Source organism: Variovorax sp. 679 (assembly GCF_003952185.1).
Lineage (GTDB): Bacteria > Pseudomonadota > Gammaproteobacteria > Burkholderiales > Burkholderiaceae_C > Variovorax.
Genome location: NZ_RXFS01000003.1, coordinates 636,079 through 648,441, shown reverse-complemented (window position 1 = coordinate 648,441; position 12,363 = coordinate 636,079). Strand labels below are relative to the sequence as shown.

Here is a 12,363-nt window from a genome sequence, read left to right as displayed (position 1 = left end):
AAACCACGCCATGAGCACCGACACCACCAAGCCCGCCGACTGGAAGACCTACGACCAGTTCGCGCTAGGCATCGCCACCAACCGCCTGCCGCCCACCGACGCGCTCACCGGCCAGACGCTGGTGCTGGCATTGCCCGACTTTCGCCTCACGCTGAAGCCGCGCACGCAGCACACGCTGGATTGGCAGGAAGAGGGCGCACGCGGCGGCCAGGCGCAGGGCGACTGGTACGAGGCCATCGAGGTCGCGCCCGACACCTTCTTCCTCGACATCACCCAGGCGAGCCGCCCCACCGAGGCACTGACCGTGGTGCTCAACACGCGCACGCGCCGCGTGCTAGCCATCCGCTGCCGCATCGTCAGCGCCGAGGAAGCTGCGGGCCAGCCGCGCGTGCCGCAGGACTTCTGGCCCGGCACGCTCGAAGGCGGCGCTGCCGCATCGGGCACCGAGCCGCACGCCACCCGCGACCTCATCGGCCTGCGCACCTGGCAGACCTACAGCCCCAACCACACCTACGAGCACACCTACCTGAGCTCGGAGCGCTACGCCTGGCAGTGCCTGGTCGGCGTGCAGCGCGGCCACGGCGACGTGGATCTTGCGAGCTACTGGAAGTTCGACGACGGGCAATACGTCTTCACCTTCCGCGAGTTCCTGATTCCGGTCGCGTCGGTGTTCTTCTTCGACTTCGCGCAGGGCCGCTCGACCGGCAAGTTCCTCGGCGTCACCGGCGCCGGCGAAGTCGCGAACAACCCCGCTGGCGCCTTCATGCGCAAGGCGTCGCAGACCTTCTATCCGCCCGAGTTCGGGCCGGTCTGATCTCTTCCATTCTTTTTCGCTGTCACACCCAGGAGCTTCACTTCATGCGCACGCCCCACCAGATCGTCGCCGACCACTACGCCGCCTCCGACCGCCAGGACCTCGAAGCCATGTTCGCCGACGTGGCCGACGACGTGCAGTGGACCGAGATGGCCGGCTTCCCTTGCGCTGGCACGCACGTCGGCCCGGCGCAGGTGATCGAGAAGGTCTTCAAGGTGCTGGGCGCCGAGTGGGAGGGCTACCGCTTCGTGCTGGAGCGGCTGGTCGATGGCGGCGACACCGTGGTCGGCATCGGCGACTACCACGGCCGCAATCGCGCCACCGGCAAGACCATGCACGCGCGCGTCACCCATGTGTGGCAGGTGCAGGGCGGCAAGGTGCGGCGCTTCGAGCAGTTCACCGACACGCTGCTCGTGGCGCGGGCCATGCAGTGACGGCACTTCCTTCTTTTCTCTCAACGCATCGCCCCGGAGACTTTTCATGAATCTGCGAGACCTGTCGATCGAGCACCTCGGCCAGGTGGGCCTGTTGGCGCAGCGCCGGCGCGGCAACCACATCGACGGCCGCGAGGAGGCGCCCGTGAGCGGCAGCTATCTGCCCGTGGTCGACCCCGCCACCGAGATGACCGTGGCCGAGGCGCCCGACAGCGACGCGGCCGACGTGAACGCGGCCGTCGCCAGTGCGCGCCGCACCTTCGAGAGCGCCGCGTGGCGCGCGCTGCGCCCGGCCGACCGCGAGCGCATGCTCTACACGCTGTCCACGCTGATCGAATCGCATGCCGACGAACTCAGCGCGCTCGAGACGCTGCAAAGCGGCAAGCTGCGCGGCATCGCGCGCATGGTCGACGTGGGCGCCGGCTCCGAGTTCGTGCGCTACATGGCGGGCTGGGCCACCAAGCTCGAAGGCCAGACGCTCGACAACTCCATCGGCATTCCGGGCCCGCAGTGGGTGACCTACACGCGGCGCGAGCCGGTGGGCGTGGTGGGCGCCATCGTGCCGTGGAACTTCCCGCTCGCCATCGCGCTGTGGAAGGTGGCGCCCGCGCTCGCGGCCGGCTGCACCGTGGTGCTCAAGCCTTCGGAGGAAACGCCGCTCACCGCGCTGAGGCTGGCCGAGCTGGCGATAGAAGCGGGCTTTCCACCGGGTGCGCTCAACGTGGTGTGCGGGCGTGGTGCCACGGCCGGCGCGGCGCTTGCTGCGCATCCGGACATCCGCAAGATCAGCTTCACCGGATCGACCGGCGTGGGCCGGCGGATCGGCCACGCCGCCGTCGACAACATGGCGCGCTTCACGCTGGAACTCGGAGGCAAGTCGCCGCTGATCGTGCTCGACGACGCCGACCCGGCCGCGGCGGCGCAGGGCGCGGCCAACGGCATCTTCTTTCACCAGGGGCAGGTGTGCACCGCGGGCTCGCGCGTTTACGTGCAGCGCGGCATCTTCGACAAGGTGGTGTCGCAGCTCGCGCAGGTGGCCGAGGGGCTGCACATCGGCTCGGGCTTCGATCCGCAGGCGCAGTTCGGGCCGCTGGTGTCGCGCCGCCACATGGACCGCGTGATGGCGCACATCGATGGCGCCGTGGCCGAGGGCGCGACGCTGGTTACCGGCGGCGGCCGCGCATTCGACGGCGGCTGCTTCGTGAAGCCCACCGTGTTCGTCGACGCGAAGCCCTCGATGCGCATCGTGCGCGAGGAAGTGTTCGGCCCGGTCGCGACCGTCGTGCCCTTCGACGACGTGGAAGACGCGATCCGCATGGCCAACGACAGCGCCTACGGCCTGGCCGCCAGCGTGTGGTCGAACAGCCTCTCGGCCGTGCACCGCATCGTGCCGCGCCTGCAGGCGGGCGTGGTCTGGGTCAACGCGCACAACGTGCTCGACAACGCGCTGCCGCTGGGCGGCGTGAAGCAGTCGGGCTACGGGCGCGACCTGGGGCGCGCGGCGGTCGAGAGCTTCACCGAGCTCAAGAGCGTGTGCATGGCGGTGTAGCCGCCGCGGTTCCGGTCACAAGAAAAGGAGACATCCATCATGAAGAAGATCCAGAAGAAGATTGCGCTGACCTTCGCGGTCGGCGCTGTGGGCATCGCGGGCGCGGGCGGCGCATGGGCGCAGTCGGGCCCCGACTGCGGCCTGAACACCGGCAAGCCCGCCACGGGCGAGCCCATTCCCATCGGCGCGGTGGTCGGCAAGACCGGCCCCGACGACTTCAGCGCCTCGGGCCAGGCGGCGGCCGCGTACTTCAAGTGCGTGAACGCCAACGGCGGCATCAACGGCCGTCCGGTCGACTACATCGTGGTCGACGACCAGTGGAACCCCGAGACCGCCGCGCAGGTCGCCTCCAAGCTGGTGAAAGACCGCAAGGTGGTCGCGCTCGCGGGCAGCACCAGCTTCGTGGAGTGCGGCGCCAACGCCAAGATGTACGCCGACGAGGGCGTGATGGTCATCGCCGGCACCGGCGTGCCGCGCGAGTGCTTCAATGCGCGCAACTACGTGCCGGTGAACGCGGGGCCGCGCGTGTCGGCCACCATCGCCGCCATGTACGCCGCGCAGAAGTACAAGGCGAAGAAGATGGTCTGCATCATTCCGAACATCCCGAGCCTGGGCAACTGGGCCTGCGAAGGCCCGAAGGAGTGGGGCAAGAAGAACGGCGTGGAGGTCGAGACCATCGCCATCGATCCCGGATCGGCCGATGCAACTTCCACCATGCTGCAGGCCGCCGCGAAGAAGCCCGACACCATCATCATGAACGTGCCCAAGGGCATCCTTGTGCCCATGCTGGCCGCCGCCGAGCAGCAGAACATCGGCAAGAAGATCCGCTTCGTCTCGGCCGCGCCGGCCTACAACGCCGACGTGCCCAAGGCCATCGGGCCCTATTGGAAGGGCAACTTCGACGTCAACCTCGAATTCAACCCGCTCGAATCGGCCGGCCCCGACAACAGGAACTGGCTCGCGGTGATGGACAAATACGGCGCGAAGAGCGACCCGCGCGACACCTTCTCGCAGGCCGGCTACCTGGCTGCGCGCATCGTCACGCAGGCGCTGCTGAAGATGGACCCGAAGAAGATCGACCGCGCGAGCGTGACCGATGCGCTGCGCAAGGTCAGCGATTTCAGGAGCGACATCCTCTGCAAGCCCTTCTATGTGGGCAACGGCGCTCGCCACAACGCCAACAACAGCGGCCCGGTCGCCAGCCCCGACGGCAACGGTTGGCGCTTCGCGCCCGGCGGATGCCTGACGGCGGACGACCCGGAGCTGGTCGACATCCGCGCCGACGAGCAGAAGATGGGCCTGAAGTAAGCGCGCCGGGCCATGGAGGACTACCTGCCTTTCGTCATCTCGGGCCTGGGCCTGGGCGCGGTGTATGCGCTCTCGGGCGTGGGGCTGGTGGTGCTCTACCGCTCGTCGGGCGTGCTGAATTTCGCCTTCGGGGCCATCGGCGCGATCGGTGCGTACGTGGCCTGGTCGATGCTGGAGGCCGACTGGCCGCAGGGCCTTGCGTGGTGCGCGGCTATCGTCACGTCGATGCTGCTGTCGCTGGCGTATGGACGGCTGCTGGCGCCACGCCTTTCGCACCGCGACCCGACCATCCGCAGCATCGCCACGCTGGGCTTCGCGCTGGTGGTGGTCGGCTTCACCGAGTGGTACTGGGGCGAGCAGCCGCGCCGGCTGGTGCTGCCGACCGACGCGGGCGCCATCGACTTCGTGCTCGGCGAGGTCGACGTGCGCCTCACCCACACGCGCGCGCTGGGGCTCGCGCTGGCCGTGCTGATGATGGGCGGTGTCGGCCTGCTGCTGTCGAAGACGCGCGTGGGCCTGAAGATGCGCGCGCTGGCCAACGACCGCGACCTGAGCGCGCTGCTGGGCATCCGCGTGCTGGGCGTGGACACGGTGGCCTGGGTGCTCAGCGGCGCCTTCGCGGGCGTGTGCGGACTGCTGCTCGCGAACATCGTGCGGCTGCAGGCCACGCTGCTGACCTTCCTGGTGATTCCAGCGTTCGCGGCGGCCATCATCGGGCGGCTGCATTCGCTGCCGGCCACGGTGGCGGGCGGCATCGCCATCGGCGTGCTGGAGGCGCTGGCGATCACCGTGCCGGGCTTCGCGGCCTTTCGCACGGCCACGCCGTTCCTGATCGCGCTGGCGATGATCGTTTTCTACCGCACCGGGACTCGGCAGGCATGAGCAGCGCTTCTTCGACCATTGCAGGAGCGATGCCGGTGCAGGAAGTGCTGCCGGCCTCGCTCGCCGAAGCATCGCGCCGCGCACGCATCTCGCTCGCGGTGATGGTGGGCAGCGTGCTGCTCATCGGCCTCGTGGTGCCGTGGCTGGCCAATGCCTACTGGATCAAGACGCTGACTTCGTCGCTGGCGCTGTCGATCGCCGCGGCCGGCGTGGCGCTGCTCTACGGGCAGCTCGGGCTGGTGTCGCTGTGCCAGTACGCGCTGCTCGGCGCGGGCGGCTGGATCGCGCTGCGCGCGGGACACGGGCTGGGCTGGCCCTTCGAGCTGTCGGTGCTCGCGGGCGGGCTGCTGTCGTGCGTGGTGGGCATGCTCGCGGGCCTGCCGGCGCTGCGGCTCAAGGGGCTGTACCTGGCGCTCGTCACGATGATGATGGCGGGCGGCTTCCAGGTGGTGATCAACGTCACGGGCTTTCCCGATGGCGGCGCGGGCTGGCTGGGCCGCGTGTTCGGCAGCGAACGGCTGATGATGCCCCGGCCCGCGCTGGCGCTGTCCGACGCGGCGTACTTCCGCTACGTGGCCGTATGGCTGGCGGTGGTGCTGGTGCTGATCGAGCTGCACCGGCGCACGCGCGCCGGGCGCTCGTGGGCGCTGATCCGTCGCGGCGAGGCGGCTGCGGTGGCGGCCGGCGTGAACATCCTGCGCTACCAGACCTGGGCTTTCGGCCTGGCCGGCTTCTGCGCCGGCGTGGCGGGGGCCTTGCTCGCGGGCGGCGTGGGCCAGCTCGACGGGCGCGCCTTCACCGCCGGCGATTCGGTGATGCTGTTCGCGCTCACGGTGGTGGGCGGCGTCTATCACTGGGCCGGCGCGCTGATCGCGGGGCTGCTGCTGCGGGCGGTGCCGGCGCTGCTCACGGACTTCGGCGTCAACGGTTACCTGGCGATGATCTTCTTCGGCCTTGCCTTGCTGCATGCGCTCATCACCGCGCCGAGCGGCATCGCGGGGCAACTGGCGGGGTTGATCGAATCGGTCCGCAAACGGCTCCCGGGTGCGGGCAAGGACGCAGCGTCATGATCCGCATCAGCGATCTCACCGTCGCCTTCGGCGGCGTCAAGGCCATCGACGCGCTCACCGCCGAACTCGACGCGCCGGTGTGCGGCCTCATCGGCCCCAATGGCGCGGGCAAGACCACACTGGTCAACGTGCTCAGTGGCCTGGTGCTGCCGCGCAGTGGCACGGTCGCGGTGGACGGTGCCGACCTGCTGGGCCTGAAGCCCATCGAGCGCGTGCGCTTCGGCCTGCGCCGCTCGTTCCAGACCGAGCAGGTGGTGGAAGACCTGAGCGTGTGGGACAACGTGCGCGCGCTGCTCGACCACGTGCCGCATGCGCGCGGCGACGTGGCGGCGCAGGTTGCACGTGCGCTGGCGCGCACAGGACTGCTCGACGCCGCCACGGTGCTGGGCCACCAACTCAACCTGTTCCAGCGCCGCATGCTGGAGATCGCGAAGTCGCTGGTCGGCGGGCCCAAGCTGCTGCTGCTCGACGAGCCCGGCGCGGGTCTGACCGAGCAGGAAGCCGGCGCGCTGCGCCGCGTGATCGGCTCGGTGCATGCCTTCTGCGGTGCGCAAGTGCTGCTGATCGACCACGACGTCGACCTGATCGCCGCCACCTGCACGCAGACCCTGGTGCTCGACTTCGGCCGCCGCCTCGCGCTGGGGCCGACGCGCGAGGTGCTCGACGACCCGGCCGTGCGCAAGGCCTATCTCGGAACGGAGTGAAAAGCACATCATGCTGAGCGTGAACGATCTGCGCCTGCAGCGTGGCGGCAAGGCCGTGCTGCACGGCATCGACCTGCAAGTGCCGCCCGGCGAAGTGACCGCGCTGCTGGGCGCGAACGGCGCTGGCAAGTCGAGCACGGTGATGGCCATCGGCGGTGCGTTGCCATTGACCGGAGGGCGCATCGAGGTCGAGGGGCATGCGCTGCACGGCCAGCGGCCCGAGCGCGTGCGCGCGCTCGGCGTGGCGGTGGTGCCGGAAGGGCATCGCGTGCTGGGCGATCTGTCGGTGCTCGACAACCTGCGCGCCGCCGCCACGGCGCTGCCGGCGGCACGCGTGACCGAGGCGGTGGAGCAGGTGCTCGCGGTGTTCCCGGAACTGCGCGTGAAGCTCGCGCTGCCTGCGCGTTCGCTCTCGGGTGGTCAGAAGCAGATGGTCTGCATCGCGCAGGCGCTCATCGGCAAGCCGCGCTACCTGGCCATCGACGAGCTTTCGCTGGGGCTCGCGCCCACGGTGGTCAAGCGGCTGGTGGAGGTGGTGCAGCAGGTCGCACGCGAAGGCGTGGGCGTGCTGCTGATCGAACAGTTCACGACGGTGGCGCTCGCGGTGTCGAGCCGAGCCTATGTGCTGGAGCGCGGTCGCATGGCCTTCGCGGGTTCGTCGGAGGAGCTGCGCAGCCGACCGGAGATACTGCACAGCAGCTATCTCGCGGCGGCCTGAAGACTTTCCTTACTTCGGCGTGCCGCCCGGCTTGGGCAGGTTGTGCGGCTTGGCCTCGCGCGCCTCTGCGCGGGCTTCACCGGCCTTCTCCGTCTTGCTGGGCGCCGGCACGGCGGAGCCCTCGCCGCGCGCGGTGCCGCCGTCCTTGATGCGCACCGCGCCGGGTTGCTTGTTGTTCTTCCTTGCTTCGGCGGCCGCCTGCGGCTTGCTGTCGAAGTCGGCCTCGGCTTCCGCGCTGTGGGCGTGCGGTTGCTGCGCGAAGGCGGTGGAGAAGAAGGCGAGGGTGCCGAGGGCGAGCAGGGTGCGTTTCACGAAGAGTTCCTTCCTGTTGAGTTGGTGACACCGACTCTAGAAAGGCCACCCGCGAGAGAAGCCGACGCCCCGATTACGCTTTCGTCATGTGGCCCCGCCTCGCCGGCTTCTTCACACGATCCCCGACACGTCGACGATGTACATCTGCCGCTGTGACTCGTGCACGGAGTCGATGCAGACCTGCCTGCCGTCGCGGCTCCATCGCGGATGCAGGTCGCAGCGGTTCTCCTTGCTCAGGTCGGGCGTGGCGTAGAAGCTGCCGAGGTCGTGGCGCTTGCCGGTCTCCATGTCGAACAGGAAGAGCACGCGCTCGTGCGTCCGTGAATCGGGATAGGTGTCGCTCAGCAGCCAGCGCTTGTTCACGGGCGAGAAGCTCATGTGGCCGTTCTCCACCAGCACGCCTTCGCCGATCGTCGTCACCGCGCCGTCGACGCGGTCGTGGTACAGGTGGTAGCGGATCTTTCCTGCGTGCGGGCTCCAGACGACGATGTGTTCGTCGTCGCGCCACAGCGGATGCGAGATCTGGTACTCGGACTTCTCGTAGTCGAAGGTGCCGACGGCCGACGGATCGAAGTCCTGCGCGAGCTGCGGCAGCGGGTGGTCGGAGCACTCCAGCAGGCGCATGTCGGAGCCGTCGGGATTCATCGTGACGAGCCGGTGCAGGAAGCAGGTCTCGTCCTCGACCCGCTCGGTCCAGCGGTGCAGGAACAGCACGCGCGAGGACGAGGGATTGATCTCGATGTGGCTGACCCAGTGGATCGCTTTGTCCATCGATTCGCGGTGGTGGAAGCGGCGAAGGTCGCCGTAGCTCACGATCAGGCGCGTGCTTTCCGTCTTCAGGTCGATGGCATGGATGCCGTCGTCGTCCGGCGCGAGCGGGAGCTCGAAGGGGCCGCCCGCCTCGCTGTAGCCGATGGTCCGGTGCGTGACGTAGAGGCGCCGGTAGTCGACGCTCAACGCGTACCGGCTGTCGGGCGCGACCACGTACACCGGCATCGGCAGCACGCGGCGCGCGCCGGTGTCGACGTCGAGGATCGTGGCGCCGAAGCCGGGGTAGAACGCATCGCCGTCGCCCGTGCGGCAGTTGTAGATCAGCCGGCGGCCCGGCGCGCCGTCGAGCCACTGCAGCTGGCTGCCCATCTGCCAGTTCCAGGCCTTGGTGCTGTCCAGCACGTGGAAGCGGTCGTTGTCGTGCAGGTCGAAATAACCGATGCGGGCGGTGGAGGCCGGCTGCAGCTCGGTGTCCATCCAGGGCACCTGCTGCGCCAGCAGGTAGCGGCCGCTGCGGTCCCAGGTGCTCTTGTTGTAGTAGCCGAAGAAGTGGTGGTTCGGGTCGCCGGCACCCACGCGGCGGCAGGGGGCGGGTCGGGTGTTCATGGAAAGCGCGTCGGACATCGGCTCCTCACTCCGCGACGATGCGGCCTTGCTGGATCACCTTGTCCCAGCGCACCTTCTCGGCCGCGACGAAGCGGGTCGCGGCCTCGCGGGTGTTGGCCACCGGTGTCATGCCCTGGTCGGCCAGTCCCTGGCGGAACTCCGGCGAGGTCACGACCTTGCGGATGTCGGCGTTGAGCCTGTCGGCGATGGCATCGGGCACCTTGGCGCCCACCGCCACGGTGGTCCACGAGGTGGCCTCGAACGCCGGGAAGCCGGCTTCGATCGCGGTCGGCACGTCGGGCAGCGCCGCCAGCCGGGCCTTGCCTGTGACGGCCAACGCCTTGAGCTTGCCGCCGCGGATATGGGCCAGCGTGGTCGGCGGGTTCTCGAACATCAGCTGGATCTGCCCTGCCAGCAGGTCGTTGAGGGCGGCCGAGCTGCCCTTGTAGGGCACGTGCGTGATCGGCGCGTCGGCGGTGATGCGGAACAGCTCGCCGATCATGTGCACGGACGAGCCCACGCCCGCGGAGCCGAAGTTGATGGTGTCCGGCTGCTTGCGCGCCAGGGCCACCAGCTGCTTCAGGTCGTTGGCGGGAAGCGAGGGGTTGGCCACCACCACGTGCGGCATCTCGGCAAGCACCGTGACCACCTTCAGGTCCTTGGAGGGGTCGTAGTTCAGCTTCTTGAAGACGCCGTAGGTCGCGTGCAGCCCGATCGATCCGAGCAACAGCGTGTAGCCGTCGGCCGGCGCGTCGGCCACGAACTTGCCGCCGATGTGGCCGCCCGCGCCGGGCCGGTTCTCGACCACCACCGGTTGCTTGTAGAGCTTGCCCAGGCGGTCGGCGAGCATGCGGGCCTGCACGTCGGAGCTGCCGCCGGCGGTGAAGGGCACCACGAGTCGGATCATCTGGTCGGGCCAGGCCTTCGGATCGGATGCGGCCGATGCCGTGGATGCAACCGTCGAACCGAGGCCGAAGGCCATTCCGAGAATGCCGAGCCCGAAGGCCCTGCGCGGCCATTGCTGTTTCATGCGTGTTCCTTGCTGCTCCCCAGCGGGCTGGTGGATGCGATGAATGGATGTGATGGGCGCAGTCTAGGAACGCGGCATCATTCTGGAAAATTCAGTTTTGTCGCCAGGGTATGCAGAAACGATATGCCCTCGCGAACGCGCGCACCGTGCAATTCCAGGAGCCCTTGAATGTCCCGACCATTGAACTTCCGCCAGATCGAGGCGTTCCGCGCGGTCATGCAGACCGGCACCACCACGGCCGCGGCGGCCATGCTCCACACCACGCAGCCGTCGGTGAGCCGCCTGCTGGCGCAGATCCAGAACGCCACGCAGCTCAAGCTGTTCGACATCCACAAGGGGCGGCTGAGGCCCACGCACGAGGCGCGGCAGCTGTTCGACACCGTGCAGCGCCATTTCCTCGGGCTCGACCGCATCGAGCAGAGCGTGGCGGTCATGCGCAAGTCGGGCACGGGCTCGCTGCGCGTGGGCTGCACACCGGCGCTCGGCCTGAGCGTGATGCCCAAGGTCATCCACGCGTTCTCGAGGCTGCACCCCGATGTGCACGTCAACCTGCAGACGGTGGGCTCGCATCCATTGCGCGAAGGGCTGCTCTACGGCTTGTACGACGTGGCGCTGACCACCTCGGAGATCAACGATCCGCAGATCGAAGCCGTTTCGCTGCACCGTGCCAATGCGGTGTGCGTGGTGCATCCCGGGCATCCGCTGGCGGGCCGCGCCGGCCTGCATGTGCGTGACCTGAAGGGGCAGGTGCTGCTCACCCTCAACGCCGACGACGAGATCCACCAGCAGTTCCTTGGCACGCTGCAGCGGCATCGCGTCGAGGCGGCGGCGACGGTCGAGACGACCTACTCGGTCACGATCTGCATGATGGCCGCGCAAGGCACGGGCGTCGGCATCGTCAATCCTTATGTCGCTTCCGTGTTCGCGCGCGAGCTGAAGGTGCTGGCGCTGATGCCGCGCTGCCCGGTCGAAGTGTCGATGGCCTTCTCGCCGCAGTCCGCGCCCTCCGCCGTCGCGGAGGAGTTCGTGAGGCTGCTGAAGGCGTACTTTCGCGAGTTCGGAAGCCTGAAGGCTTCCTAGTCAGTGCGTCAGCATCGTCGACGCGGCAGTCCTCTCCGCCTCGCGCCGCTGGAACTCGCGCGGCGACACACCGTACTGCGCCTTGAACACGCGGCAGAAATGCGCGCTGCTGTTGAAGCCCCAGGCGAAGGCGATCTCCGACACCGACGCGCGCCGGCCCGCCGCGTTGCGCAGCGCCTCGCTGCAGCGCTCCAGGCGCATCTGCCAGATGAAGCGGTCGAGCGTTTGGTCCTCGTCCTCGAACACGCGGTGCAGGTAGCGCTTGGAGCAACGCAGCTGCTGCGCGATGAGGTCCAGAGACAGGGCCGGGTCCGCAAGGTGCGCATGAACGAACTGCTTCACGCGCACCTTGAGCACGCCTGGAACCGGGTGGGCCCCGAACTGCTCGTCGGAGTGCGTGGCCAGCGTGGAAGCCAGCAGGCCCAGCACCGTGTCGCTCACCGAGCGGCCGACCGCGTTGGGCAGCGATGGCAGCTGGTCGGCCAGCGAGGTGAGGAAGGAGCCGAGCACCGCGTACAGCCCCTGCATCGCGGGCGTGTGCGCCTCGCAGGTGTGCAGGTCGGGGATCTTCATGCCCTTGAACTGCTGGCGCGGGATGGTGATGGCCAGCAGGCGCGAGCGCTCGGGGTTGGTGATGGCGTAGGGCACGCGCGGGTCGTACAGGCTCCAGTCGCCGGGGTGCAGGTGGAACTCGCGGTCGCGCTGCGAGATGTGGCCGTGGCCTTCGAGTTGCAGCACCAGCTTGTAGTGCTCGTCGAGCGCGATCTCGCTGCGCGTGTCGGGGCGCGCCACGCGGTGCGAAGGCGCCTCGATCATGAACATGCCCAGCGGGCCGAGCTCGTAGGCGTCCATGCGCGCGTCGAAGGTGCCGCTGTCCAGGCACTTCACGTTCAGCGCGCCGAAGTAGGAGGTGTTGATCCGGCCCCAGCACGCCTGCCGGTCGGCGGGGTGTTCGAGCAGCGTGCTGAAGTGGAGTGCGTTCATGCCGTGGGTTCCCTGGAAGGCGCCCGGAAGGGCCCCAGCAGGATAGGCATGCGAGGGCGCGACATCATCGGTGTTTCCACCCGGGGCACGGTGGGTGTTGC

The 12,363-nt window shown here is 68.8% G+C and carries 13 protein-coding genes and 1 pseudogene; 10 read left to right on the top strand and 4 right to left on the bottom strand.

Features of this window, described 5'->3' with window-relative positions; all coding sequences use genetic code 11:
• The first annotated feature begins 10 nt into the window (after positions 1-10).
• From EJO71_RS10385 to EJO71_RS10350, 9 genes and pseudogenes are all read left to right on the top strand, one after another.
• Positions 11-814: a MoaF C-terminal domain-containing protein gene (locus tag EJO71_RS10385; protein WP_125948084.1), complete on the top strand. Its 804-nt coding sequence runs from the start codon at positions 11-13 to the stop codon at positions 812-814.
• A 44-nt stretch (positions 815-858) separates the two neighbouring features.
• On the top strand, positions 859-1,248 hold the full coding sequence (locus EJO71_RS10380) for a nuclear transport factor 2 family protein (RefSeq protein WP_125948085.1): 390 nt from the start codon (positions 859-861) through the stop codon (positions 1,246-1,248).
• A gap of 46 nt (positions 1,249-1,294) precedes the next feature.
• The gene (locus EJO71_RS10375) at positions 1,295-2,797 is read left to right on the top strand and encodes an aldehyde dehydrogenase family protein (RefSeq protein WP_125948086.1); all 1,503 of its coding nucleotides are present in this window, start codon (positions 1,295-1,297) and stop codon (positions 2,795-2,797) included.
• A gap of 39 nt (positions 2,798-2,836) precedes the next feature.
• Positions 2,837-4,105, top strand: a complete 1,269-nt coding sequence (locus EJO71_RS10370; protein WP_125948087.1) for an ABC transporter substrate-binding protein — start codon at positions 2,837-2,839, stop codon at positions 4,103-4,105.
• Between the two features lie 12 nt (positions 4,106-4,117).
• The gene (locus EJO71_RS10365) at positions 4,118-4,987 is read left to right on the top strand and encodes a branched-chain amino acid ABC transporter permease (protein WP_125948088.1); all 870 of its coding nucleotides are present in this window, start codon (positions 4,118-4,120) and stop codon (positions 4,985-4,987) included.
• 29 nt (positions 4,988-5,016) lie between these two features.
• Complete coding sequence (locus tag EJO71_RS10360; protein WP_125948620.1) at positions 5,017-6,057, top strand: branched-chain amino acid ABC transporter permease; 1,041 nt, start codon at positions 5,017-5,019, stop codon at positions 6,055-6,057.
• A pseudogene (locus tag EJO71_RS10355) lies at positions 6,054-6,521 on the top strand (ATP-binding cassette domain-containing protein); the annotation flags it as partial. The gene EJO71_RS10360 and the pseudogene EJO71_RS10355, both read left to right, overlap by 4 nt.
• A 77-nt stretch (positions 6,522-6,598) precedes the next feature.
• Positions 6,599-6,778 carry a hypothetical protein gene (locus EJO71_RS35010; protein WP_346428056.1) on the top strand — a complete coding sequence of 60 codons (180 nt, stop codon included), beginning with the start codon at positions 6,599-6,601 and terminating at the stop codon, positions 6,776-6,778.
• A complete protein-coding gene (locus EJO71_RS10350; RefSeq protein ID WP_125948090.1) occupies positions 6,769-7,479 on the top strand; it encodes an ATP-binding cassette domain-containing protein in 711 nt (236 codons plus the stop codon). Before EJO71_RS35010 ends, EJO71_RS10350 begins: the two co-directional genes overlap by 10 nt.
• A 9-nt stretch (positions 7,480-7,488) precedes the next feature.
• Here the strand turns inward: EJO71_RS10350 and EJO71_RS10345 are convergent, their stop codons facing one another.
• The 3 genes from EJO71_RS10345 to EJO71_RS10335 all read right to left on the bottom strand — a co-directional run bounded on the left by EJO71_RS10345 (position 7,489) and on the right by EJO71_RS10335 (position 10,150).
• Positions 7,489-7,791, bottom strand: a complete 303-nt coding sequence (locus tag EJO71_RS10345; RefSeq protein ID WP_125948091.1) for a hypothetical protein — start codon at positions 7,789-7,791, stop codon at positions 7,489-7,491.
• Positions 7,792-7,902: 111 nt separating this feature from the next.
• A complete protein-coding gene (locus EJO71_RS10340) occupies positions 7,903-9,186 on the bottom strand; it encodes a hypothetical protein (RefSeq protein WP_125948092.1) in 1,284 nt (427 codons plus the stop codon).
• A gap of 7 nt (positions 9,187-9,193) precedes the next feature.
• Complete coding sequence (locus EJO71_RS10335) at positions 9,194-10,150, bottom strand: tripartite tricarboxylate transporter substrate binding protein (protein WP_125948621.1); 957 nt, start codon at positions 10,148-10,150, stop codon at positions 9,194-9,196.
• A 216-nt stretch (positions 10,151-10,366) separates the two neighbouring features.
• On the opposite strand from EJO71_RS10335, the gene EJO71_RS10330 reads away from it, so the two are divergent.
• Positions 10,367-11,278 (top strand): LysR substrate-binding domain-containing protein, encoded by a 912-nt coding sequence (locus EJO71_RS10330; RefSeq protein WP_125948093.1) that lies wholly within the window; start codon positions 10,367-10,369, stop codon positions 11,276-11,278.
• Here the strand turns inward: EJO71_RS10330 and EJO71_RS10325 are convergent, their stop codons facing one another.
• Positions 11,279-12,262, bottom strand: a complete 984-nt coding sequence (locus EJO71_RS10325; RefSeq protein WP_125948094.1) for a helix-turn-helix domain-containing protein — start codon at positions 12,260-12,262, stop codon at positions 11,279-11,281.
• Positions 12,263-12,363 lie beyond the last annotated feature (101 nt).